A 26,938-nucleotide genomic window follows, 5' to 3' on the forward strand; every position below is an offset into this window, starting at 1 on the left:
ATAAGTTACTCTTAATTTTTAACTTATTCTTGAAATTATTTAAAATCAAAGTAATAAAAAATTATAATTAATAAAAACCCCCTTAAAAGCTATATTTCTATTATAAATAATATTACAGGTTACAAGGGGTGTTTTCATTATATATCTAATTTTTAGTAGAAATCGCATCCACATCATACTGTTTTCCCAGTTCAACTTGAGAATTATTCTTCAAGTCATAATAAGCCGCAACTCCTATCATAGCCGCATTATCAGTACAATATTCCATTTTGGGAAAATAAACTGCAATTTGTTCGTTTTTGTCAGTTTTAATATTTGTAAATTCTGAAAATTTCTCACGAAGCCTTTTGTTGGCAGAAACGCCACCTGCAACGAGTATAGTTTTCACATCTTTTTCCTTTACAGCCATCAATATTTTATCATACAAAACATTTACAATAATTTCCTGAAGAGATTTTGCAATATCTTCTTTTGAAATAGCATTACCCTTCATCTTTTGATTATTTACATAATTAGTTATAAAAGTTTTTATTCCACTAAAACTGAAGTTGTAGCCGTCAACTTTTGGTTTTTTTATTTTTAAAATATCTTCTCCATTTATTGACAATTTATCTATATGCGGTCCTCCTGGATATTCTAATCCCAATATTCTTGCAATTTTGTCATAAGTTTCTCCAACAGCATCGTCTAATGTTTCGCCAAGCAAATCAGTAATTATTTTTTCATTTTCTTCGTAAATATAATACAAGTTTGTATGTCCGCCTGATACAACTAGTGATATTGCAGGTAATTTTACATCGTTATCAATAAAACTTGAGAAAATATGCCCATTAATGTGATTTACTGGAAGTAGTGGAATATTGTTGCCATAACTCAAGGATTTTGCAAACATTAAGCCTACGAGCAAGGAACCGATAAGTCCAGGAGTGTTTGTTACAGCGATGTAATCAATATCGCTTAATTGACAATTTGCTTTTTCAAGAGCTTCGGTAAATACTGGTAAAATATTTTCAATGTGATGCCGTGAGGCAATTTCAGGAACTACTCCACCAAATTCCTTATGAATACCAATCTGAGTGGAAATAATATTGCTTAAAATCTTTTTTCCATCTTCTACAACTGCAACGGAAGTTTCATCACAGGATGTTTCAAATGCAAGTATTTTCATAATTTTCTCTCTTTCTTCTTTTCGTTTTTCATTTTTTTCTTCAATTTTTAATTGTCATATTCCTTAACAATTTTGTCAAATACAGTTTTTACTGAAATTCCCGTCATACAATCTGCATATTTCTTAGGAAATTTGTCATCTCCATAAAGTGAATGCGACGGACAGTTTGGATTATTTAGCAAAAATGTACTTTTTTCAAAGGAAAATAATTTTGGATCAGTTGGTCCAAAAAATACAAAAGTTTTGGCTTTTACAGCTCTTGCTATATGAAAAGGACCTGAATCATTTACAACAGCGATTTTTGAATATTTTAATAATATTCCACTTTCCTTAAAAGAAATTTTCCCGCACAAATCAATCACTCGTCCGTCTTCATCAGCTTTTACAACATTTGCATCTTCTTTTCCACCAATCACAAAAATTCTCAACTTTTCATTATTTTTTACAAATTTACTTTCATTTTCAAGAATCATTTTTGCCAGTTCATCATAATAAGGCCACTTTTTCGTAAATTTAGAAGCTCCTGGAGCCAACACAAAATAACTTCCATCTTTCAAATCATATTTTTGTACAAATTTTTCTTCCATTTTTTTATCAATATAAAATTCCAGATTATCTCCAAATCCATTTTTTATATTTTTATCAGAAAAACTTATTCCTAGTTTTTTTAATGCAGTAAAATAACTCTCAACAATTGTGCAATCTGCATTATATGTAATAAGTTTCGCTTTTACAAGTATAGTTTTCCACCATTTCCTCTTTTTATATCGACAATACTTAGTATTCTTACTTTGAAGGCTTTTTCCAATAATTCTGGAAAGAAATTTTGAATGTAAATCAATAACATAGTCATAATTCTCTTTTTTCAGCTTGCCTATCATATCTTTTATATAATTTCTATCCTTACTTTTCTTTTTATCAAAAATTACCAAATTTCTAATTTCAGGATTTAAGGAAATTGCCTCAAAAAAAGTATTGTAAACTATAAAATCTATTACAGCTTCTGGATATTTCTCCTTAATTGTTCTTATTATCGGAGTTGTAAGCACCACATCTCCAAATGAACTAAATCTTATTATTAATATTTTCATATTTTCCCTTTTCTAAAATAAATTTTCTTTTTTTATTTTTCTTCATTCAATTTTACAAGTGTTCAAATATATAGTAAAACCAATTTAAAACTGAACTCAAAAGTTATGATTATTCTACTCAAACCTTAAATTTATATAATTTTTAGTAGTTTAATTTTAAATAGGTTTGAATATATTTTATAATTTATAACCATTATAAGTCAAGTATTTTTATTTACGAATAAAAAAGAGCATTCATAAAAATCCTGCCCTCTTTATCCTAACTAACTTATTTTAATGCTGCTTTTGCCTTTTGAAATAAATCTTGTACAAATTCTCCCTTATCAGTATCAATTCCTGAAATTGTGACAGTTCCTGGTATTCCACTTGTATAAGGGTAGATGTTATAAGTCCAGCCGTTTTTTCTAGTAATTTCACGGATGTTCTTATTTTCTGAAGCAGCCACTTCTGTAACTTCCAATTGCCCTTTGTATTTATTTTTTTCAAATACTTTTAAAAGGCTCAAAAGTGCAGATTCATCGTGTTTTTCTATAATAAATTCGACTTTATTTGCACCTGAAAGATTTTTGTACATCTGTTTTGCAAAATCTCCATCCTTTTTCAGCTTAAAAAGAAGATTTGCAAGCCCTCCACGATTTACTGTTCCACTTATCACTGGGTTTTCATAATTGTCATTAATAACTCCAATTACAACTTTATCTAAAGCTGAAAACGATAGTGTTCCAAAAATAATAAATAACATCAAAATTAATTTTTTCATTCTAATTTTCTCCTTTTTTACTTTTTTATTTCTAAATCTATTTTTTATCTTCTTCTGCCCTTCATAAATCCTCCACCAAGTCCTGGAATACCGCCACTATTAAACATTTTCATCATCTGTTTCATTTGCTCAAACTGTTTTATTAATTTATTTACGTCATTTACCTGAACTCCGCTTCCTTTGGCAATTCTCATTTTACGGCTTCCGTTTTTTAGAAGTTTTGGATCACGTCTTTCCTGAACTGTCATTGAAAAAATGATTGCTTCAACTTTTTTCATTTCCTTTTCAGCCATTCCCATGTCAATCATACTAGTGTCAACTCCAGGTATCATTTTCATAATTCCAGCAATTGATCCCATTTTTCTTATCATCTTAAACTGCTTTAAAAAATCTTCAAAATCAAATTGATTTTTTCTAAATTTTTCTTCCATTTTCTTGGCTTCTTTTTCATCAATAGCTTCCTGTGCCTTTTCTACGAGCGAAACAACATCTCCCATTCCAAGAATACGCGAAGCAAGCCTATCTGGGTGAAATGGTGCGATGTCATCCAGTTTTTCACCTTCACTTATAAATTTAATTGGTTTTCCTGCAACTTCCTTTACTGAAAGAGCAGCTCCTCCCCGAGTATCTCCGTCGAGTTTTGTAAGCACGACTCCAGTAATATCAAGCTGTTCATTAAATTCCTTTGCTACATTAACCGCATCCTGCCCTGTCATTCCATCAACAACAAGCAAAATTTCATTTGGATTAAAACTATCCTTTATGTCTTGCAATTCACTCATAAGCTGTTCATCAATGTGCAATCTTCCCGCAGTATCAATAATCACATAAGTGGCATGCTCAGTTTTTGAAGCCTCAATCCCTTGTTTTACAATCTCCAATGCATTTGTACTTTCATCAATTGTAAATACAGGAACTTTCACTTGCTCTCCTAACACTTTCAATTGCTTTTTCGCAGCAGGTCTATAAACATCTGCCCCAATCAAAAATGGCTTTTCCCCTTTCGATTTCAAATGCTTTGCCAATTTTCCAGAAAATGTAGTTTTTCCAGCTCCTTGAAGTCCAGAAAGCATTACAATCGTTGGATTTTTATCAGCTTTAGCAATCGAAACATTTGAACCTCCAAGCACTTCCACAAGTTCATCATTTACAATTTTTACAAATTGCTGCGTAGGATTAACTCCGCTAATAACCTGTTCTCCCAATGCCTTTTCTCGAATCTTTGCTACAAAGTTTTTAGCCACGCTGTAATTTACATCTGCTTCAAGCAATGCCAGTCTTACTTCCCTCAAAGCTTCTTTCATATTATTTTCAGTCAATTTCCCTTGTCCACTGACTTTTTTAAATATATCTTTAAATCTATCTCCTAAATTATTAAACATTATTAATTTTTCTCCTTATTTATATATTTTTTACTATATATTTTTTTAATTTTCGTGATTATAGGATAACATATTATGTGGGAAAAAACAAGATGATTATACATAGTAAATTTTTTAATACTAATTCTAGTTCTAGAGTACAATTCCCCTTTTAAAACAAAAAAAGAAGCAGAATCTAAAAAATCCCACTTCAAAATACATTAAGTTTCAAAAAAATCACATCATATTTACAGGATCTACATCAATTGTTACCCTGACTTTCTTTTCTCTTTCCCGAAATTTGCCTACACATTTTTTTATGATTTTTTTAATTTTTAAGATATTTTCTCTTTCAAATTTAAAAAATATTTGGTATCTGTATCTGCCGTTTATTTTGTAAATTGGGGATTTGAAAGCGTCTGAGATAAAATCATTTTGAGTTAAATTCATAGCTACATTTACATTTCTTATAATTTCTTCACGCAAAATTTTGGCTTTTTCCGTTACCAGATTTTCCTCCGTTGCCGAAATTACCAAAATTACAATTCTTCCAAAAGGCGGATAATTCAACATTTTTCGCATAATCATCTCGTTTTTGTAATAGCCTTCATAATCACTTTCAATAGTTTTCTTTATTACATCATTTTCGCCATTAAAAGTCTGAATAATCACTTCCCCATCCTTTTCTCCACGTCCGGCACGCCCTGAAGCCTGTGTCAGCAGCTGAAAAGTCTTTTCTGAGGCCCGAAAGTCTGGAAAATTCAGGATTATGTCCGCATTAATTACTCCGACTAATGTTACGTTTGAAAAATGCAGTCCCTTTGCGATAATCTGTGTTCCAAGCATTATGTCGTATTTATGATTTTTAAAGTCGTTGTAGGCTTTTTCATAATTTTGCTTTGTTTTTATGCTTTCAGAGTCTACTCTCACAATTCTTGCCGATGGAAACGCCGTCACCAGTTCCTCTTCAATTTTTTCAGTTCCAGCCCCAATTTGTCTCATTTTATGTCCGCCACATTCATCACACGTGTTGTCAAAGCGTTTTTCATATCCACAGTAATGGCATTTGAGGCGATTATCATATTTATAATAGTTTAAAGAAATACTACAGTTCGGACAAGTTGGAATATTTCCACAATCCTTGCATTTAAGCAAATTTGAAAATGCCTTTCTGTTCAAAATCAAGATAACCTGCTCATTTTTTTGTAAAGTTTGAGAAATCCTATCTAGCAATTCTTCTGAAAAATTTTCTGTTGTTTCATTCAAATCCACAATTTTAAATTTTGGCAGTTTAGCATTCTTATACCTTTTTGTCAGCTCAATTAATTCAATATCACCCTGCTGTGCCTGATAATAAGTTTCAAAAGATGGAGTTGCTGAACCTAAAATCACTTTTATCTTTTCACTTTTTACAATTTCAGCTTCTTCCAAATTAACATTTTTCTCTAATTCATTATTTTTTTCAAGTTTTTCATCTTTTTTCAAATTTTCGTTTTGCAAAAATACCCTTTTTATCGCCACATTTTTTACGTAATACCGTGGATTATTCTCCTGCTTATAGGTATTTTCATGCTCCTCATCCACAATAATATATTTCAAGTTCTGAACAGGTGCAAAAACCGCCGATCTTGCTCCAATCACAATTTTCTTTTCTCCATTTCGTATAAAAGTCCATTCTTCCCGCTTTTCCTTGTCTGTAAGTTTACTGTGAAGAATAGCCACTTCATTGTGAAATTCCTCCTCAAGCCTTTGTATCATCTGAACCGTAAGTGAAATTTCAGGCACTAGGAAAATACTGCCAAACCCTTGTTTCAAGGCTTCCTTTATCAAGTTAATATAAATTTCCGTCTTCCCTGAGCCAGTTATCCCCTTTAACAGAAAAATCTGATTTTCACTATTTTTTATTGTATCCACAGCCTTTTGCTGCTCATCATTCAAAATAATTTCCTTTTCTACAATTTCACTTTTTTCTTTTTCTCTTTTTGAAATTTTAGAATTTAAAATAACTTTCTTTTCAATGGAAATAACCTTTTCATTTACCGCCTGTTTCACAATTTCACTGGAAAAATTCTTTTTCAAAGTTGCGATGGTAACTTCCTGCCGTTTTTTCATATATTCATTAAATTTTTTCATTTCCTCAATTTTTTCCACTTCCAAAGTTTCATTATTTTCCGAAAATTCCTTTTGGAAAATGGCTTTTTTGGAATAACTTAATTTCAACGCTCCTGGATAAGCTGCCTTTATTACGCTATAATAATCACTTATGTAATAATTTTTTATCCATCTTATAAGCTGCATAATATCAGATGGAATGGACAAAACTGGGGCAACATCCTTAATTTTTTTCACTTTTGAAATATCAAACTGAATCTGATTTTCATTAACAATTGCTACAATAAGCCCCATTTTATCCTTATTTATAAAATTGACAATGCACCATTGCCCAATTTCATACTTCTCTTCCGATTTATATGTGTATATTCCCTGATTATTCTCCACATAAATTTCATAATAATACATTTTTACCCCTTAACATTTCTTCCTCAATTAATTTTTATAAAAAATACTTTTATTCCAGCATTATCTGTATCTTCGTATGCTTATCGAGTTTAGTCCCTTTTTCAGGAAATTGTGATACAACCGCTCCACTTCCAGTAATTTCGTACTGAGCAAACTTCCCTTGCGGATAAATTGATAAAAACTCTCTCAAACTAATTCCAGTTAAATCAGGCATAATATTTTTATCAAAATCCTGCTTTATCTTTCCTAAGTCCTTTTTCTTTTCCTGCTGAACAACTTCAGTAATTTTTTCTGGAGTTTTTACCTTCCCATTTGGTTTTATTCTCTTATACTCAATTAATTTTTCCAATACTCTTCTTACTGAAGGTAAGGCAACTTGAGCTCCATAATATTTTCCACCTTTAGGTTCGCTAATTGTTATCAATATAGCGTATTTAGGCTTATCTGCTGGAAAAAATGCAAAAAACGAACTAATATGTCTATTTCCATATCCACCTTTTTCTGCTTTTTGAGCAGTTCCTGTTTTTCCACCAACACGATAGCCAGGCATATACGCTCCTCCACCAGTTCCACGATTTACACTTGCTTCCATGTACCTTCTATTTAACCTTGATGCTTCATCACTAAATACTTTTCTTATCATAACAGGATTATTTTGCTTTATTATATTTCCCTTATTGTCTTCTATTCTGTCCACTAAATAAGGCTTCATTAATTTACCATTGTTTATAACTGTATTTAATGCTGTTATCATTTGAATTTGTGTTACTGCGATTCCTTGTCCAAAAGATATATTAGCTCTTCTTACTTCATCTTTTGAAGTTTTAAATTCACGAAGTTTTTGTGTTGCTTCAAAATATGTATCTACATTTGTTTTTCCACCTAGTCCAATGTCTATTAAGTAACGATAAAAAGTATTTTTATCAATCTTTTCCTGTATTTTTACCATTGCTACGTTTCCAGAATGTGCTACTATATCCGCTAATCCTAACTCTCCCCTTGTTGAATCATCATGATCTCTTACTACTGTATCATACACTTTTGTTGACCCTGATGATCTAATTTTAGAATTTTCATTAATCACTTTTGTGTCCAGTCCTATTGCAACAGTTATAGGCTTAAATATTGAACCTGGCTCAAAAAAATCAACAATTGTCCTATTTTTTATAGTTGACTTATCTTCAGCCTTTGGATACGAAGACATTGCCAATATTTTTCCTGTTTCTACTTCTATTAAAATTCCCATTGTTGAAGTTGCACTATGTTCTATATATGCCTTTTGAAGCTCGTCATCAAGATTATACTGCATAACACTGTCAAGCGTAAGCACAAGATTTTGTCCTTCAACAGCTGGTTTTGCTTCATTTTTATTTTTTACTTTTACAATTTCTAAAAATGGCTTTGGTATTCTAAGTCTTGGCTCAACTCCCATTTCTCCAGCAAGTTGTTCATCATAGTATTTTTCAATCCCATAAACACCTTTATTCTCATTGTTTACAAATCCAAGTGTTTCCTGAAAAGCCTCACTCTGCACATAATTTCTTGTAAAAACCGTTTCAAATACTATTCCTTTAAACCGTCTTTTATACTTTTCTTTTTTTTGTTTAATAGCCTCATTTTTATCATTATCAATTTCTGACTCAATTTCTATTTTTGTTCTATATGAAATTTTATCATCTATTTTTAAATATTGCCTACCTGCCTTTTTTTTCTCCAAATACTCAAGTTTATATTTTTGAATATCCAAAGATTCAATATATCTTTTTAACATATCTAGCAATGTATCAATACTTTCCTCATCAATCAAAGTTGGATCTAGTATAACAAAATAATCCTCATTATCATATGCCAAAATTTGCCCATCACTCGTGGATATTTTACCTCTTTTAGCTTTTTTATATGTTTTGTAAGAATATTTTTTTTCTGAATCTTCTCTTATCTTTTGTCCACCTTTTGTTTGAAGATAATAAACTCTTGCAATTAAGGCTGCAAATCCTATAATTGTAAAAAGAAATATCAATACAAATCGTCCGTTAAATGTGTTAAAATATTTAAACAGTTTTTTACAAATTTTTTGTAACTTCTGTTTTCTCCTATTTTCTTCCATATTTGACTTTGCTCTGTCAATAATACTACTTTTTTTATTACCCTTTTTCATTTTTCTCCTACTTTAACCAATATTAACCTTCAAGTCTTGCTAAAATCATTTCATTAATCATTTGCGGATTAGCCTTGCCTTTAGAAAGTCTCATTGACTGTCCCACAAGATATTTTAATGCGTTACTTTTTCCAGCCTTGTAATCTTCCACAGATTGAGGATTTTCAGCCAATACCTGCTCTACAATCTTCTCAATTTTGCTGTTGTCTGTAATTTGCACAAGCCCTTTTTCCTTTACGATAATTTCAGGATCTTTATTTTCTGAAAGCAGGATTTCAAACACATCTTTTGCAATTTTTGAACTAATCGTATTAGCTTTTATCAATTTAATTAATTTTCCGATATTTTCAGGCTCAACAGAAAACTCCTCAATAGAGATATTTTTTTCCTTCAACACACGTAAAATTTCTGTCAATACCCAGTTTGCCGCAAGTCTTGCATCATCCGAAACTTTTACAACTTCCTCATAATATTCAGCCAGTTCCTGCTCTGATGAAAGAGTCGCTGCTTCCATTTCATTCAATTTATACTCATTAATAAATCTTTTTGCCTTCTCATCTGCAAATTCAGGCATTTCACCCTTTACATTTGAAAGTCTTGATTCAGTAATGATAATCGCTGGCAAGTCAGGCTCTGGAAAATATCTATAGTCCATTGCTTCCTCTTTACTTCTCATTGGCTTTGTAACTGCATTTTCCTCATCCCAAAGTCTTGTTTCCTGAACTACACGCCCACCATTTTCAAGCACTTCAATTTGTCTGTTTGTTTCATACTCAATCGCCTTCACAACCGCCTTAAACGAGTTCAAGTTCTTAGTTTCTGTTCTAGTCCCAAGTTTTGTTTCACCTTTTTTTCTAACAGAAACATTAGCATCGCATCTAAGTGATCCAAGTTCCATACTTACATCACTGACTTTCGTATATTTCAGCCTATCCTTCAATGTATTCAAATAAGCATACGCTTCCTCGGCATTTTTTATCTCAGGCTTTGAAATAATCTCAATTAACGGCACAGAGGCCCTATTATAATTTAGCAAAGTTTCAGAAGCCGTATGAATACTTTTCGCCGTATCTTCCTCAATCTGTATTCTCTCAATCCCGACACTTGCCTCTTTTCCACTATTTGTCGTAATTTTCAAAGCTCCATTTTCAGCATAAGGCTTAAAAAACTGTGTAATTTGATAATTTTTTGGCGAATCAGGATAAAAATAATTTTTTCTATCAAAATAACTCTCCCTGTTTATCTCGCACCCAAGTGCAAGTGCCGCCTTTATCGCATAATCCAGCACTTTCTCATTCAATTTTGGCAAAGCCCCAGGCTGCCCTGTACAAATAGGACACACCGCAGTATTAGGCTCCTTATTATCATAATCCGCATCACAAGAACACCATACCTTCGTATTCGTTTTCAATTGACAATGCACTTCCAGTCCGATGACTGTTTCATATTCCATACTCATTTTTTATTTATTCCCTTCTTCAAATTTTGTATTTTTCCTATTCCTGCTTTCATTTAAAATTTTTAATATTTGTGAGAAATTTTATTCTCTTTTCAACTTCTCAACTTTTTCTGAATATTCATTTATCATTTCATTTACTTCATTATTTTTTCCAGTTTCAATTTTTGTTATTATAACTTTTGTATTTTTAGAAATCTTTTCTATCTTGTGTAGGAAATTTTTAAATTCTTCATTACTTATATTTTCTTGCGACAATTTTGAAGCATCTAATTTTCTCATATCAGAAATAGTATAATCCAATGTTTTTTGAATACTTTTTAGTTCATTTACATATTTTTCCTTATCATTATCTTCTATAACAAAAGGTTTAGAAGTATCAATAGATAATTTTGAACCATAGAACTTATCTCTAAACATTTCACAAAGCAAATTTACTTTTAACTTATTGTACAATATACTCTTACCAGTTTGATCATTTAAAATACTAATTGAATTTTTCATAACAACATACATTGTCTTTCTAAATTCATGAAAAAATTTATCATATTTTTCAAGGGAATTTCTATAACTCTTTACGTATTTTTCAGATAAAATTTTCCCTTTTTCAAAATTATCTTTTTTATATTCCTTATTTTTATAATAATTTCTTATTTCATCCATACTGGCAAGTTTTTCTTCAATGGAATTAATAAATTCTTCGGTTTTTTTATCTAGTTCCTTGTTTTTATACTTCGGTTTTTTTGATAATTCATTTTTCATATCATTCATATTTTTTCAAGATGCAGCTTGTATTGATTTTCATCGTAATCTAAAAGAAATGAATTAATTTTTTCTTTATTTGGCATAACAAAGTTGTTATTTTCATCCAAAAAATTCTGTGAATAGTTATTGTAAAAAATATCTGGAAAATTTTCTAGCCGATAAGAAGAAATTATATTCCCATATTTATTTAATAAGTTGGGATTTTCAATTAACGGATACATTATATTTTGTAACTCTTCTGTTTTTATATTTTTATTAACCATATCAACTTCTGAAATTTCACTGTAATCTTTTGAATTAATTACTTTTTTCTGCTTACCGCATCCCAACATTAATACTAATAATAATGATAAAACAATATATTTTTTTCTAAGCTTCATATTCAGATCACCTTTTATAATTTCTAATTACAGCGTTCCTATTGCTCTCTCAACAAGATAATTTCTTACTGTAAAATCTGTAATTAGGTGCATAATTTCTTTATAATCAGTTTTTTCAAATCTAGTAATTATTTCATTTAAATAAGTAGACATATTTTTCATTTCTTCTACTATTTCTTTATATTTTTCTGAATTTAAATCTTCCTTTTCAATTGTTTTTTCATCAAGTTTTTCCATGTCTTGAACAGTTTTATCCAATACTTGATGAATATTTTTTAAATTATTAATATAATTTCTATTATTTATATTAATAGTTGTACCTGCCTTAATAAATTCAAACTGAAAACTTGAAGCATAAAGCTCTTTTGTAAACATTTTCAAAAGCAGTCTTGCCTTTGCCATTTCTATTTTAGCTAGTAATCCCTTATCTTTGAAAGATTTAATATCGTTATTTGAAAGCTCTTCATCTATCTCAAAAAACAAATTATAAAGTTCCCTGTATTTTTCTCTTGTTTTTTTGTAATTAGCTAAATATTTATCATTTAGTTCTCTTCCTTTTGAAAAATTGTCAGTTTTATATTTATTTGAATTATAATACTGTTTTATTTCATCAATAATTGTTGTCTTTTCTTCTGCCAATTCTATAAATTCTTTATATTTTTCATCAATTCCATTTCCATTTTTGTCAATTCCTTTATTAAGTTCCTCTTTAATTAGCGGAATAAGACTTTTAAACTGTTCATAAACATTGCCAAATCTTTCATCAAATGTTACAAGAGAACTTTTAAATGAACTGACTTTTTCTTCATCAGCCTGAAATTCATTTTCTCCATTTATAAATGCAATCAAATATACTTCATACAAATAATCATATCCAAACATTAGTGTATACTCTTCCAAAGCAGAAGAATAATACTTGTATTTATCTTTATTACTCGTATAAAAAGCTAAAAATTTCTTTAATTTTTCATTATCCTTATTTGAAAAATCTATTTCTTTTATCCCATTGTAATCTGATTTTTCACTTTTTTTATTTTCTTCAGTTGTATTTTTATCATTTCCACAGCTTGATAAAATACAGATACTCAACATCAAAAATAGTATTACTCTTATCTTCTTCATATTTCCTCCACTTTTTTAAAGTTCTGGATATTCTATCTCTCCACGTTCTTTCTCAAATTTGTTTGCCACATTAAACAGCAAATCTTCCCTAAAATAATTTCCAATCAGCTGTATTCCCACAGGAAGTCCATTTACAAAGCCACCTGGCACTGATATTGCAGGCAATCCAGCCATATTTATTGATACAGTAAAAATGTCTCCCAAATACATCTGAACTGGATCAGTAACTTTTTCACCTTTTTTAAATGCTGTTGTCGGAGAAACTGGTGTCAAAATCAAGTCAACTTCTGAAAGAACTCGCGAAAAATCATCTCTTATTAATCTTCTAACCTGCGAAGCCTTTTTATAATAAGCATCATAAAATCCAGAACTTAACACGTAATTTCCAATCATAATTCTACGTTTCACTTCATCTCCAAAACCTTCTGTTCGTGATTTTACATACATTTCCTCAATATTTTCATCACTTTTTCTAACTCCATATCTCACTCCGTCATATCTTGACAAGTTTGAAGCCGCTTCAGCCGATGAAATTATATAATAAGTGGAAATTGCGTATTTTGTGTAAGGCAACGATACTTCCTTCACTTCCGCTCCAAGTTTTTTCAATGTTTCCACAGTTTTATCCACAACTTCCTTTATTGATTTATCCAGTTCATCTGAAAAATATTCTTTTGGAAGTCCAATTTTCAATCCTTTTATATCATTTTCAAGCAAAGATAAATAATCTGGGACTTCCACATCCGCAGTTGTCGGATCATTTTCATCATATCCAGAAATTATCTGCATAACTCTTGCCAAATCTTCTGAACTCTTTGCCAAAGCCCCAATCTGATCCAACGAAGAACCAAATGCCATAAGCCCATATCTCGAAACTCTTCCGTAAGTTGGCTTTATCCCCACAGTTCCAGTCAAGCTCGCAGGCTGTCTAATACTTCCACCAGTATCCGTTCCCAAAGCAACAGGTATTTCACTAGCCGCAACCGCAGCAGCCGATCCCCCACTGCTTCCTCCTGGCACTCTTTCCAAATCCCAAGGGTTAGATGCTGACTTTATTGACGAATTTTCATTTGAAGATCCCATCGCAAACTCATCCATATTAGCCTTTCCAACCAGTACTACTCCAGCTTTCTTTAACTTTTTCACAACAGTAGCATCATAAACTCCCACATAATTTTTCAAAATTTGTGAAGCCGCCGTTGTCAAATCTCCCTTTGAAACAATATTATCCTTCAACGCCACAGGCACTCCAAAAAGTCCTGTATTTTCATATTTTTTTCTTCCTTCTTCGTTATTTTCTTCATCAATTTTTCGAGCCTGTTCCAATGCCTTCTCCTCAAAAATATTAGAAAAAGCCCCAACCTTATGTTCAACTGCTTTTATTCTATCTAAAAAATTTCTTGTAACTTCTTCTGAAGTAATCTCTTTATTCTTTATCATTTTAGCTAGTTCGCTAGCCGTTTTTTTGTATAAGTTCATTTTTCCACCTTTCTTCTTTTCTAATCCCACCAAAAATACCAATTTTTAGCTTTGTATAACTCTTTTGAAAGTTCCTCCAGTTCATCATAAATTTGAAAAACTAAATCCTCGCTAACTAAAAACTGCTCTATTGCCAATTCTTCAGCCTCTTTTTGTGTTTCTGGAAATTTTTCCAAATAAAATTCCATTTCAGAATCAGTTATGGCAACAACTCTTGCATTATATTTTTCATACCAATATTTACTGATAGCTATGATTTCTTCCGGCAAAGGACATTCATTAAATCCGCCAAATAAAAACCATGCCGAAATTTCATAAGCTTTATCTGCCGGAACTTTAAATAAGCCTACATTTTCTCTTATTTTTCCAGTTTCTATGTCAAATATTGAATTTAAATATAAAGTTTTATCTTCATTGAAATTTTTAAAATAATCTAAGTAGTCACCATCATCAGAAAATTCATATTCCTCATCCAGATACTCATTTTCTATATACTCCTGTTTTCTTTCTTTAAACCACTGAGTACAGTCTACTTTTTTATAATTTTCTAAAATTTCATCTTTTATTCTTTTATATTCCTCGAATTCAGGAAATTCTTCATTGAAATAATCTTTTACCTCAACAAAAACAGGGATAAAACCTTGTTCTTTACCTTCTTCCAATAGCTGAAAGTATCTTTCTACAACTTCTGTTATTCCGCTATCTTCATTAATTTTTTCATAATCGCATTTTATTTTATCTGCAAATAAATCTACATTTCCCAACATTTTTCTCTCCTTAAAAGAATCTAATTATCCGCATTTTCTCCAACAACTTTTGGCACAATTATAAATTCTTCATCCTTATTAGACGAATTTTCTAAAATTTCCTTCTTAATTCCAGCATCCCTAACTTTATCTTCTCTCAATTTATCTTTTAAGTCCAGCACATTAAAAAGTGGCTCTACATCAGTCGTATCAACTCCATTCAACTCTTCCATATGCTCAAATATTTTATTCAAATCCACCCTAAATTTCTCAATTTCACTTTCCGAAAATTCCAATTTAGAAAGTGCTGCTATTTTTAAAACATCTTCTTTGCTTAACATTTACTTTTTTCCTCCATTCCGAATTTATCCTTATTTTTTTGCAATATTAAACGCTTCTTCCATATTTTCTGCTTCAACTTCAAATTCTTCTTAAACATGTTCTTCTATTATTATTTTAAATTTTTTCATTTTAAAAACACTTTTTTCTTAAATTAAAATTTCTTATTATTTTCTACCCACTCCAAAATCTCATCAAAATCCCCAAACTCAAAAAACTCAATTCCATTTTCTTCACAAAACTTAACCGCCCTAGTCCCTTTTCTCACAAAAGCAAAATCAGCCACTTCCAATGCCTTGTAATCAGATGGACCGTCACCTACAAAATAAGTTGTGTAGCCTTGTTTCTTATAATTTTCTACTGCTTCCTTTTTATCAACGCCATAATATCCTTCCTTGTCCAAAAATGGATTTTCCACAGTAATTTCGTTTTTATCAGCTCCGTTAAATTTTAAATCATTCGAGATAACTTCGCTATCTGGTAAGTTTATTCCATATTTCAAAAGTGTTCCCTGTACATTTAGCCTTGAACTGGCACTCACGATTTTAAATTTAATTCCACTTTTTGCAAAATTTATAAAAGTTTCGTCGATTGGCACATTTTCCTGTAAGGTCTTAATATACTGCTCTTTTGTTATATTTAGGGAACCTAGCCCATTTTTTATAAATTCTCTTATGGAAAACTCTCCAGCTCTGTATCTTTTTCGAAGTTCCTGTTTAAATTCAGGCTGATGCATTTCAAGCAAAACATCTGTCGAATCTTTGTTACTTATTGTTATATCAAAATCTATTAAAAAGATTGATTTTTTATTATTTCCCAATGTTTTCCTCCTGTCAGAAAATTTTATAAATTTTTCAGATATTCAATTTCATCTTCATTCAAAGCACGGTATTCTCCCACTTGTAAATTACCAAGCGTAAGTTCTCCCACTTTAATACGTTTTAATGAATTAACATTATATCCTAATGTTTCCAGCATTTTTCTTATCTGTCTGTTTCTTCCTTCAAAAATTGCAATTCTAAGTTCCTTTTTGTCAATTTTTTTAACTTTAGCTGGTGCCGTTCTTTTCCCATCAATTACAACTCCATATTGCAATGCCTCAATATCCTTGTCTTCAATTTCACGGCTAACTTTTGCAATGTAGCTTTTGTACAATTTCTTTCTTGGATGCATCACGTGATTATAAACTTCCCCATCATTACTGATTATAATTAACCCTTCTGTCATAAAGTCCAATCTTCCATAAGTAAAAAGTCTGGCACGTGATTTTATAAAGTCTACTGCAAGTCTACGCCCAAACTTGTCTTCATTTGAGCAAAGCACTCTTTTTGGCTTATTTAAAATGTAATATTCATATTTTGTATTAAGTTTTACTCTTTCTCCATCAATTTTGACCACATCTTCAGGCTTCACATCCATTCCTATAATCGCCTCGTGCTTATTTACTGTAACCCTTCCTTCGTTTATTAGTTCATCAGCCTTCCTACGTGAACAAAATCCCGTTTCAGCTATAAATTTATTTAATCTCATTTTATTTACCTCTTTATTTTCTACTCTTTTATTTTTTCAATTTCTTCTTTTGCTTTTAGTTCCGAATCTTCTTCTGAATTTAATTTTTCTTTCTCACTTACATCTTCATTTTCTGCCTTCTCATCTTCTTTGTAAAGCAGTTCAATTTTTTGAAACTGCTCATTTCCTGGCAGTTCCTGTTTTCCATGGATATTCAGATAACTGTAAAAATCATCTGTCACTTCATATAAATTCGGTGTCCCAGCCGTTTTTTTCCGTCCAGAAATATAAATTAGTTTTCTTTCCAATAGGTTTGACATAGTCTTGTCTACACCGACACTTCTGATCTGCTCTATTTCTGCTTTAGTTATAGGTCCTTTATATGCGATGATTGCCAATGTTTCCATTGCTGAACGAGATAATTTCTTTAATTTCATTTCTGGATTAAAAAATCGTTTTACATCAGAGCCAAAAAGTGGATTTGATACAAGACATACAACTCCATTTTCAATTTTTACATTTATTCCTGTATTTTTCCGCTTTTCCTTTAAATTACGCAATATTTCCTCTATTTCAAAAGATTCCATTCCATAAAACTGTGCAAGTTCTTTCACAGTAATCATTTCTTTTGATAAAAAAATAATCGTTTCAATTTTTTCTTCAATATCATTAATTTTATTTTTTATAGTTTCTTCTCTATCTTTATTTTCTTTTATTTCAATTTTTTTGCTTTCAAAATTTTCCATATTCTACCATTTATCTTCATTATTTTATTTTTGCCAAATAAACTTGTTATTTTGCGTTAATAGGGGAATTCTCCTTTAACTGTAAGTTCAGAAAATTCCCCTAAATTTCTATATTATTCAATTAATATTCGTATGTTGGTGAAATAATGATATTCTTGTATTTATTAAAGTCTGTAAGTACTTCTGCAATTCCTGTTACTACAGCATGAATCGCATCTTCCCCAACTGTCACTTTCAACAACAATTCTTTTTCAATTCTTTCTTTCAAAATTCTGATTCCTGCTCCACCACCAGATAGGAAAATTCCTGTTTCATAAATATCTGCTGCAACCTCAGGCTCAATTTCTTCTATTGTAAGTCTTACTTCATCAATAATCGCATCAATATGTTTTCTGATTGCTCCATCAATTTCAGCTGCTTTTATTTTCATACTTTTCGGCAATCCAACCCCTAATTCACGACCTCTAATTTCGTACTCAAACTCAGGATCTTGTTGACTTATTGTATTCATTTTTAATTCTTCAGCTGTTCTTTCACCAATTAATAAATTATGTGCATCCTTCACATATTCCATAATATCTTCATTTAAATGATCACCTGCGATTTTAACTGATCTTGATAATGCTGCTCCACCTGATACAATAAATGCAATTTCTGTAGTTCCTCCACCTATATCGACAATCAAATGTCCTTTTGGTTCAAATAAGTCAATTCCAACACCAATTGCAGCTGCTATTGGCTCTTCAATCAAATAAACCTCTTTCGCTCCTGCATCTTTTACAACTTCAATTACAGCTCTTCTTTCTACTTGTGTAACCCCACTTGGTACACATATTATAACTCTTGAACTTTGAAATTTATCTTTTTTTATTCTATGTAAAAATTCTTCAAGCATTCTTTCAGTAACTTCATAATTTGAAATTACTCCATTTTTTAATGGACGGATAATTTCGGTATGTTTTGCAGTTCTTCCAATAATTTCCTTAGCTTTTTCACCAATATGTTCCAATTCTTCTGTTTTTTTGTTAATTGCAACATAAGTTGGTTCATCTACTTGAATTCCTTCACCTTTTACATATACAACTGTATTCGCAGTTCCCAAATCAATAGCTATATCTCGTGTAGTTTTTGGTGCTATATTTGTCTTAAAAATATCAAAAAATTTCATCTATTCTATCTCCTTCATTTTATTTTTTACTTTAAAGTATCTTTATTTAATTATAGTCAATCCACTTTAAAATTAGAGTAAAAATATTTAAAAACAATGGATTGACTATAGATATAGCCTAATCTTCTACTTCCATTTTAAATTAGAATTGCTATATGTTATTTTCATTATTAACTATTTTACCATTTTTTTCAAATATACTCAAGCAACTTTAATACTGAATTTTCATAATTACAAATAATATTTGAAAATTTATTCATTTTTTAATCAATTTCATCAATATTATCTCCTATTAATTGGTTATCATAATTGATAATTCCATGTTCCTTCAACTGATCATAAATTCGTGAAGCTCTGTTAAATCCTATTTTTAGTTTACGTTGTAACATTGAAATTGATATTTTTTCCTCTTGTTTTGCTATATTTACTGCATTTTCAAAAAATGGATCAATATCAATTGTTTCATCTTCAATTTCTTCTAAAATTTCATTCCTATATTTTACCTTTTTAGCAGATTTTAGGGTATCTGTTAAATTTCTAACTTCCTCATCTGAAATATATGCACCTTGGATTCTTTGTAATTTTGAAGTCCCATTGGCAAGAAGCAGCATATCTCCCTGTCCTAGAAGTTTTTCAGCACCTGCACTATCCAGTATTGTTCTCGAATCAACTTGTGATCTTAATGCAAAAGAAATTCTACTTGGTAAATTAGCCTTTATCATCCCTGTAATAACATCTGTAGACGGACGCTGTGTAGCTACAACTAGATGTATTCCTACAGCTCTAGCTTTTTGTGCGATTCTTGCTATAGATTCCTCCACACTTCCAGATGCAACCATCATCAAATCAGCAAGCTCATCAATTATTATTACAATATATGGCATTTTTTCAACATAACTAAGTCCATTATAACTTTTTATATTTCTAACGCCATTTTCCATAAGTTTCTTGTATCTGTTTTCCATCTCATTAACTGCCCATTTTAAAGCTATCGCAGCCTGATGAGGATCTATAATTACAGGTACCAGTAAATGTGGAATATCGTTATACGGCATCAGTTCTACCATTTTTGGATCCACCATTATAAACTTTACTTCATTTTCAGATTTTTTAGAAATCAATGTAGAAATCAATGTATTTACAGCAACAGACTTCCCTGATCCAGTTTGTCCCGCTATCAGCAAATGTGGCATTTTAGCAATATCTATAAATTTATCTCGCCCAACAATATCTTTTCCTAATATTACCTTTAATTCTCCACTGTCCAGCTCTTTATTCTTTATAATATTTGAAAAATGAACAGGTTCCTTTATTTTATTTGGAGTTTCAATACCAATAGTATTTTTCCCTGGAATTGGTGCTTCTATACGAATGCTTTCAGCAGCTAGATTCATTGCTATATCATCTGAAAGCCCAGTAACTTTACTTACTTTCACGCCTTTCGGAATAATAATTTCATATCTTGTAATAGTAGGTCCGTATTCATAATTCACAACTTTTGCTTCTACACCGAATTCCTTTAAAACATTTTCTAAATGACTCACATTTTCTCTTATGCTTTTTTCTATTTGTTCTTTCTTTTTCAAATCCATAGGTTTTGATTTAAAAATTTCAGAAATTGATTTTTTCACAACATCATCATATCCTTTGTTATTGTCAAACATCGCATTCACTTTTTTTAATTCTTCTTCAAACCCTTTTTCTACAACCTCTGGATTCTCAAATGCCTCAAGTTTGGGAAACTCCTGAAAATTTGGATCCATTTGTGCGGAATTTATCATTTCTCGCCTTAATGGTGTTACAATTTCCAATTTAGGTTCTCTCTTATCTTCTTTCTCAGCTTTTTCTTTTATTTCTACCTTTTTCTCTATTTTTTTATTTTCTTCTGTTTCTTCTTTTTTATCTTCAAATTTTTCAGAATCTGCTGTTTTTTCATTTTGTTCCTCTACTGTTTCAGAACTTTTCACATTTTCCGATGGTTTTACAATATTTTCCAATTTAAGTTCAGACTCTTTTACATCATTTTTCTGTTCATTTGAATTTTTTTTCATATTTTGTAAATTACTTTGTTTTTCTTTTTCTTTCTCTTCAAAAAGTTCAATCCATTCTTTTTCTTTTTCAGCAAGTTCTTCTTTTGAATAAACTTCCGTCTTTTGTAAAAAATTATCCTTTGGCTTTTTAGCAATTTCAAAACTTAATTTTTCGTTTCTTGATTGTATAATTTTTGCCTTTAACATTTCTCGCTGATAACGCTTATAATCTGTCTTTTTCAAATTTTCAGCATATTTTTTCGCAGCCAACTTTCTCTTTTTCTCTTTATAATCGTCACTTTTATAATATTTCATAACTTCTTTCAAAAGTTCATACCCCAGCTCAATCATATCCTTAACTAACCAACCTAAGAAAGCTATCACTAAAACTATTAAACCAATTAACATAATTTTTAAATGTAAAACACTATAAAACGGCATTGAAAGTAACGCTCCTGGAATACCTCCACTCTCACGATTAAACCCTATCTCCAGCAATTTTCTTCCAGCCTCAGTAAAAGTATTTGCCAGTGGATTCCCTTTGACAACAGAACCTCTTATTAAAATCATCGACCAGCTTAAAAATAATCCGATAAGTGCAACTATTTTTCCTTGTGTTATATGAAATTCAATTTTTTCATAAAAAAATATTATTATTCCATATATCATTGAACCTATCGCTATAAACCATGTCATTTTTCCAAAAAACAACGTAATTCCACTTAGTATCAGTGCAAAAATATTTTCTCCAACATTATCACTTAACATACTGGATTTATTCGCCATCAATAAAACCAATATAAACCCCACAACAAACCAAATTATACCCTCGATTTTTCTTTTATTCATTTCGTCTTCCTTTCTAAAAATTTTATTTTCTTAAATTTTTTTATCCAATGAACCTAAATAGTTATCACATTTCATTAGTTCAATATTTGAAAAAATTTAGTATATATCTATAAATTCACAAAACTTTTACATAATATCATACATTATACTATATTTTTTCAATTTTGTCATTTTTTTATACGATAATGCAAGGCAATCGCAAGAAAAAAAATTCATAAGTCCGAATGATTGATTTTTAAAGGGGTTGAATCAATATTTAATTTTTCTTTTATAAAAAAGTCAATTTATTCATTTTATTCCATAAATAAAGGATTTCATAAAGAGAAAAATTTAATATGCAATTACCCTACGATACTGAAGAGCAAAAAAATAAAAAAACCACACCTCCTATCCTGTTATAATAGTTTAGATGTAGTTCAAATAATTTTTTTCTTTGATTTAAATATTTAATTAAATTTTTTTAATTCTGTCATAAATCTAGAATATGGACAATATCCTTCCTTATCAATTTTACAGTTTTTCATTTCTAAAATTGTATGTTTTGGCGGATTTTCCTTTGTTAGTCTCTTTGTTTCCCTTATCTGGATTAATGTTTGATACACATACTCAATTTTTACTTTTCTTTCATTTGTTTTTTTATCTTTCCAAATTTCAAAAAATATTTTTCCACCAATTGGAGTTTTTTCAACTTGTTCTTCCAATTTATAATCTTTAAAACCTAACGCAGAAAGCATAGCAGTTACATTCGAATCGTGTCCAACAAGCACTGTTACTTTATGATTTGAAGAATTTATGTCATTATAAATATATTTTATCAACGGTGCAGCTACATTTTTAGCCACTTTATCCGTTGCAAACAGCAGATCTCCATATCCGTTTTTTATATCTGTTATTTTTTGCCATTTTTCTTGTGTATTTATATTATTTCCAGCAATTTTATCCAACGGATAACCTTCGTAATATTGTAATAACAATGCATCTCCAATTTGTGTCCCCAGTCTTAGCGGTCCATCTACTCCTGGTTCCTTATCTTTTTCAATTTTCAATGTCCCTTCTTCATTATAAAATGTACATTTCCCTTCTTTTAAGCATTCTTCTGAATTTGCATAATTGATAACTTCACTTAACAAAGAATAAGAACCTTTTAACTCTTGATTTTGTTTCTTCAAATTCATTCCTTTTAACGCTTCTTCTTTAAATTTAACATTATCGGTTGTAATTACTGGATTAAATACTGGATCCATTTTCCCTATTTCCATTTTATGTTCTGGCTTAATGTCACATCCTGGGAATATTCCTGTTGTAAGTGATTGCCCAGTTGCAATTGTTCTTTGCAGGCTGTTTGTATAGATTTGAACGTTATTAGGACTTAAACATTCTCCTTTTTTTATAACTTCATTTTGTATTAACCAGTCGTTTATATACTGTCCAAAATATGTTTCTAGAATAGCACCTTTTTTCGTCAAATGACTTGCAGAAACATCCCAGTTTTCCCATTCGTATGGAGTCACCTTTGATAATCTGCTTCCTGGCGAAGTTAATGGTGAACGCAGTCCATGTCTGCTAAAAATCACAATTTTTTCCAGCTGTAAATTTTCGTTAGAAAACATCATAAAACTACAAAAAACAAACATCAAAAATATCACAATTTTTCTTATTTTTGACATAATACCATCTCCCTATAAAAAATTTTCTTAATTGATTATAAATATTTATAACATTTTTTATTATCTTTAATTTTAATATTTACTTAATTTTATTATTTATTATACCTTGAAATAGTATTTTGTCAATTTTATATTTTTTAAATATTATTTTATAGTTATATGAAACAGTATTTTTTTCAATACAATAATTTAAAATTTATTCTCTTAAACATACATAAAAAGGAATTATCTCAAAAATTAAAGCAATTTCCTTGTTAATTTTTTATCCTAAGGTTACACAATTCTTTAACATATTTTAAGAATTATTAATTGTTTCATTAATAATTTTCCTATCCTCACAAGTATATTCATCTAAATAAATTCGTTTATCAGACTTTTCGTTGTCAATTGTTATATAATCTTAAAAAAGTCTTCTTTTTCCAAATCCTTTATATCACACAAAATTACTAATTTAAACTCTGTATTATGTTTTTCTTTAGCAGTTATATAGTTTGAAAACAAATACTCACCATCTTCTTTGTCATAATAAGAACTATCTTCATCTAAATATGTAATTTCTATTTCTATATCTAATTTTACATTGAATTCATATATTTGTATATTTTCTGTTTCACAAGAGTTAATAAACTCAGGATAAATTCCTATAATTTCATAATTATCAATTTCATAATCAGAGGAATCATAATCAATTTCTAAACCAATATCATCTATAAAATCTTTAATTTTATCATTTGCTTCTCCAACTTTTATTTCATTTATTAAGATTAAGAATTTTTCATTTTCTTTCAACATTTCCATTTCTATTTCTTCTATAAATTTTGATAAATTTTCAAAAATTATAAAGTTTTGATCATTATTGTCAAACGTTTTCCTAAATCCGTCGTCTTTTGAAATAATATAAATTTTTTCGTTATTCTTTTTTTGATATTTTTTTATTATTTGTGCAACAAAAGCATCCTTAAATTCATTTTGCTTTGTCTTCTCAAATGGTAAGTTTAAGTTAAAATGATCTTCTAATATTAATTTTATATCTACATCTTCTAAAGATAATTTTATAGAATCATCAAAAAATTTTATCAATTCTGTTTTAAGAAAAGAAATCATGTATGTTTCATCTTCAGCAGATAATTTAATCGGAGTTTCGCTTAATATTTCTAAAAAAGGACTTTTGCTTAATACTTTATTATAACTGTTTATTACTTCTTTTACATCTTTGATTATATGAACTTCTAATTCTCTTTCTGTTATTTCATTATTTAACAATATTATTTTATCGTTTTCAATATATGTTTTTAACTTTTCAAATTTATCATTTGATAACATAAATTTTTCACCAATAAATATATTTGTATCTATAAAAACTTTTTTACACATAATAATACTCCTATTCTTAATAATTATATAAACAATATTTCAAAAAAAATACAATTCACTATTTCTAATGAATTGTATTTTGCAATATTATGAAAAATTTATTTAAAATCAATAATAATGGTGCCCACGCATAATTATTTCGCTAAAAATGGGTATTTGAAATATAAAAGTTGCCAGTAAAATTTCAGTTACTTTTTTAAAATTTCTTTTCATAATTTTACTCCTATGTTAAAAATAAATTTATTTTCCTAATAAAAAAGCTCTATTTTTTACAACAAGGATTATCTGAAATTAAACTAAACAATGTATATTTTTTCTTTGGGAAGCATAGATTATGAAAAAGTCCCATTTTGAATACTATTTTAGTGTACCAAAAATTATTTGTCCAAGATTTGGGTACACTCCAAAATTTTAAAGCAAACGACTGGCTGGTGGAATGATTTTAAGATTAATCTGGATATTGAGCTGGAAAATACGGTTAGGGAGAGAACTGCTGCACATAATCAAAATAAAAGCAGATCTCAATCCGTAAAGTTTTTCACTAAATAAATGAATTATGGAAATAATATCTTCTGCTAATTCTTCCTGAATTGATCTTTCTTTTATACCATCAGAAATAATTTTAACTTTTGTTTCAAATTTTTCAAAAAAATACTGTTCCGACAATCAATATATTTCATTCCAATAGTATTGATATTATTCCGATAAAATAGTATACTATGAAAAGATTGGAGTGATTTTATGTATATTACAGTTAAACAAGCTTCTGAAAAATGGAGAATATCTGATAGAAGAGTAAGAGTTTTATGCTCTGAAGGGAAAATACCTGGTGCATATCAAGAAGGAAGAACTTGGAAAATACCATATGATGCAATAAAACCAACTGATGGAAGATATAAAATTACAGGAACGCTCATTCAAATATTAGAAGAAAAATTAAGCAATCTTAAAGCAAGGAGACCTTTAACAGAAGGGGAACTGGAAAGATTAAATGAAGAATTTTTAACAGAATATACCTATAACTCAAATGCAATTGAAGGGAACACTTTAACTTTACGTGAAACAGACATGATTCTTAAAGGGCTTACCATTAACCAAAAATCATTAAAGGAGCATTTGGAAGTAATTGGACACAAGGAAGCTTTTGAGTATGTAAGAAAACTTGTTAGTGAAAATGTTGAAATATCCGAAAAAGTAATTAAGGATATTCATTATTTGATATTGGCTGATAAGAAAGAGGATAGAGGAATATACCGTAGAGTTCCTGTTAGAATTATGGGAGCAGCTCATGAACCCGTACAACCGTATCTAATTATTCCGAAAATGGAAGAATTATTGGAACGTTATAAAAACAGCAAGGAAGACATTGTAACTAAACTTGCTCGTTTTCATATAGAATTTGAAAGTATTCATCCTTTTATTGATGGAAATGGAAGGACTGGAAGATTATTAATAAATTTAGAACTTATGAAGGAGGAATATCCACCTATAGATATCAAGTTTACTGATCGACTGAGATATTATGAAGCTTTTGATGAATATCATGTAAAGCACAATATATCAGCAATGTCAGATATGTTTGCTAGGTATTTAAATCAGAAACTAGATTTATATTTATCTATTTTAGATAAGTAAAAATTTTAAAAATTAGAGTGTTCCCAAAACTGTGAACAATTAAACAGGAAATTAGTTTTCTTTAACGTAAATTCCAAATATAATATACATTTTCTATTTTTAGATATGATTTATAAGAACAAAAGTCAGCAAGGTTAAAATGATTGTATGGGAATTTTATCATTACAGATATCCGCCCCTCAAAAAATACTATTAATATTTTATTAATCCAACTAGGTTGGATATTTTGTCGTAGACATTTATATAGTTATTTTGATAAAAGAAGAGGAAAAGAGGCTGACGCCTCTTTTAAAATTATCAAATATATCAGTAAATACCTAAAAAATATGAATTTAATTTTCTTATAAATAAAAAAATTGATTTCTGTATAAAGCAAAAATCAATTCTTGTTAGTAAGTTAAATTAAATTTGTCCAACTTTTTGGGGAAGTTAATCAGTGGCTCTGTATATTTATTTTATTTTTCCATCTTTATATGTTTTTCTCCTTTTATCTTTATAAGTTTCTTTTCTATACAAAATAGAAAAGACAGGTTTTCTATTTTAAGAGAAAAGGATCCTTGCTAAGTTTAAAAATCAAAAATCTCATTTTATTTTAATCTTTTACTGCTAATATTA

At 29.5% G+C, this 26,938-nt stretch carries 22 protein-coding genes; 1 reads left to right on the forward strand and 21 read right to left on the reverse strand.

The window, feature by feature from the left end:
- Positions 1–145: 145 nt before the first annotated feature.
- From tsaD to QU666_RS11485, 21 genes are all read right to left on the reverse strand, one after another.
- A complete protein-coding gene (gene tsaD / locus QU666_RS11385; protein ID WP_021768301.1) occupies positions 146–1,168 on the reverse strand; it encodes a tRNA (adenosine(37)-N6)-threonylcarbamoyltransferase complex transferase subunit TsaD in 1,023 nt (340 codons plus the stop codon).
- 47 nt (positions 1,169–1,215) lie between these two features.
- Positions 1,216–2,259, reverse strand: a complete 1,044-nt coding sequence (locus QU666_RS11390; RefSeq protein ID WP_021768302.1) for a glycosyltransferase family 9 protein — start codon at positions 2,257–2,259, stop codon at positions 1,216–1,218.
- A 268-nt stretch (positions 2,260–2,527) separates the two neighbouring features.
- Positions 2,528–3,019, reverse strand: a complete 492-nt coding sequence (locus tag QU666_RS11395) for a hypothetical protein (protein WP_021768183.1) — start codon at positions 3,017–3,019, stop codon at positions 2,528–2,530.
- Between the two features lie 44 nt (positions 3,020–3,063).
- Positions 3,064–4,401, reverse strand: a complete 1,338-nt coding sequence (ffh, locus tag QU666_RS11400) for a signal recognition particle protein (protein WP_021768184.1) — start codon at positions 4,399–4,401, stop codon at positions 3,064–3,066.
- 216 nt (positions 4,402–4,617) lie between these two features.
- Positions 4,618–6,900 (reverse strand): primosomal protein N', encoded by a 2,283-nt coding sequence (priA, locus tag QU666_RS11405; RefSeq protein ID WP_021768185.1) that lies wholly within the window; start codon positions 6,898–6,900, stop codon positions 4,618–4,620.
- A gap of 49 nt (positions 6,901–6,949) precedes the next feature.
- Positions 6,950–9,058: a penicillin-binding transpeptidase domain-containing protein gene (locus tag QU666_RS11410; RefSeq protein WP_021768186.1), complete on the reverse strand. Its 2,109-nt coding sequence runs from the start codon at positions 9,056–9,058 to the stop codon at positions 6,950–6,952.
- A 22-nt stretch (positions 9,059–9,080) separates the two neighbouring features.
- Positions 9,081–10,517 (reverse strand): Asp-tRNA(Asn)/Glu-tRNA(Gln) amidotransferase subunit GatB, encoded by a 1,437-nt coding sequence (gene gatB, locus QU666_RS11415; RefSeq protein ID WP_021768187.1) that lies wholly within the window; start codon positions 10,515–10,517, stop codon positions 9,081–9,083.
- 81 nt (positions 10,518–10,598) lie between these two features.
- Positions 10,599–11,276 (reverse strand): DUF3829 domain-containing protein, encoded by a 678-nt coding sequence (locus tag QU666_RS11420; RefSeq protein ID WP_198012107.1) that lies wholly within the window; start codon positions 11,274–11,276, stop codon positions 10,599–10,601.
- A 5-nt stretch (positions 11,277–11,281) separates the two neighbouring features.
- Positions 11,282–11,659: a hypothetical protein gene (locus QU666_RS11425; protein WP_021768189.1), complete on the reverse strand. Its 378-nt coding sequence runs from the start codon at positions 11,657–11,659 to the stop codon at positions 11,282–11,284.
- A 27-nt stretch (positions 11,660–11,686) separates the two neighbouring features.
- Positions 11,687–12,781, reverse strand: a complete 1,095-nt coding sequence (locus QU666_RS11430) for a DUF3829 domain-containing protein (protein ID WP_021768190.1) — start codon at positions 12,779–12,781, stop codon at positions 11,687–11,689.
- Between the two features lie 15 nt (positions 12,782–12,796).
- A complete protein-coding gene (gene gatA / locus QU666_RS11435; protein WP_036069791.1) occupies positions 12,797–14,260 on the reverse strand; it encodes an Asp-tRNA(Asn)/Glu-tRNA(Gln) amidotransferase subunit GatA in 1,464 nt (487 codons plus the stop codon).
- A gap of 20 nt (positions 14,261–14,280) precedes the next feature.
- Positions 14,281–15,027, reverse strand: a complete 747-nt coding sequence (locus QU666_RS11440) for a DUF4253 domain-containing protein (RefSeq protein ID WP_021768192.1) — start codon at positions 15,025–15,027, stop codon at positions 14,281–14,283.
- Between the two features lie 20 nt (positions 15,028–15,047).
- Entirely contained in the window at positions 15,048–15,347 is a 300-nt protein-coding gene (gene gatC, locus QU666_RS11445) for an Asp-tRNA(Asn)/Glu-tRNA(Gln) amidotransferase subunit GatC (RefSeq protein WP_021768193.1), read from the reverse strand.
- A gap of 152 nt (positions 15,348–15,499) precedes the next feature.
- Complete coding sequence (locus tag QU666_RS11450; protein WP_021768194.1) at positions 15,500–16,165, reverse strand: HAD-IB family phosphatase; 666 nt, start codon at positions 16,163–16,165, stop codon at positions 15,500–15,502.
- A 23-nt stretch (positions 16,166–16,188) separates the two neighbouring features.
- The gene (locus QU666_RS11455; protein WP_021768195.1) at positions 16,189–16,875 is read right to left on the reverse strand and encodes a pseudouridine synthase; all 687 of its coding nucleotides are present in this window, start codon (positions 16,873–16,875) and stop codon (positions 16,189–16,191) included.
- Between the two features lie 20 nt (positions 16,876–16,895).
- Positions 16,896–17,600, reverse strand: coding sequence for an SMC-Scp complex subunit ScpB (scpB, locus tag QU666_RS11460; protein ID WP_021768196.1), 705 nt, complete (start codon positions 17,598–17,600; stop codon positions 16,896–16,898).
- A gap of 121 nt (positions 17,601–17,721) precedes the next feature.
- Complete coding sequence (locus QU666_RS11465; protein WP_021768197.1) at positions 17,722–18,768, reverse strand: rod shape-determining protein; 1,047 nt, start codon at positions 18,766–18,768, stop codon at positions 17,722–17,724.
- A 263-nt stretch (positions 18,769–19,031) separates the two neighbouring features.
- On the reverse strand, positions 19,032–21,647 hold the full coding sequence (locus QU666_RS11470) for a DNA translocase FtsK (protein WP_021768198.1): 2,616 nt from the start codon (positions 21,645–21,647) through the stop codon (positions 19,032–19,034).
- A 446-nt stretch (positions 21,648–22,093) separates the two neighbouring features.
- Positions 22,094–23,314: a bifunctional glucose-1-phosphatase/inositol phosphatase gene (gene agp, locus QU666_RS11475; protein ID WP_021768199.1), complete on the reverse strand. Its 1,221-nt coding sequence runs from the start codon at positions 23,312–23,314 to the stop codon at positions 22,094–22,096.
- 390 nt (positions 23,315–23,704) lie between these two features.
- Entirely contained in the window at positions 23,705–24,688 is a 984-nt protein-coding gene (locus QU666_RS11480; RefSeq protein ID WP_021769574.1) for a PIN domain-containing protein, read from the reverse strand.
- A 411-nt stretch (positions 24,689–25,099) separates the two neighbouring features.
- Entirely contained in the window at positions 25,100–25,354 is a 255-nt protein-coding gene (locus QU666_RS11485) for a hypothetical protein (protein WP_021769573.1), read from the reverse strand.
- Positions 25,355–25,429: 75 nt separating this feature from the next.
- On the opposite strand from QU666_RS11485, the gene QU666_RS11490 reads away from it, so the two are divergent.
- Positions 25,430–26,323: a DNA-binding protein gene (locus tag QU666_RS11490; protein WP_021769572.1), complete on the forward strand. Its 894-nt coding sequence runs from the start codon at positions 25,430–25,432 to the stop codon at positions 26,321–26,323.
- The last annotated feature ends 615 nt before the right edge of the window (positions 26,324–26,938 follow it).

It is taken from the genome of Leptotrichia sp. HMT-225 (assembly GCF_030644325.1).
Classification (GTDB): Bacteria; Fusobacteriota; Fusobacteriia; order Fusobacteriales; family Leptotrichiaceae; genus Leptotrichia; species Leptotrichia massiliensis.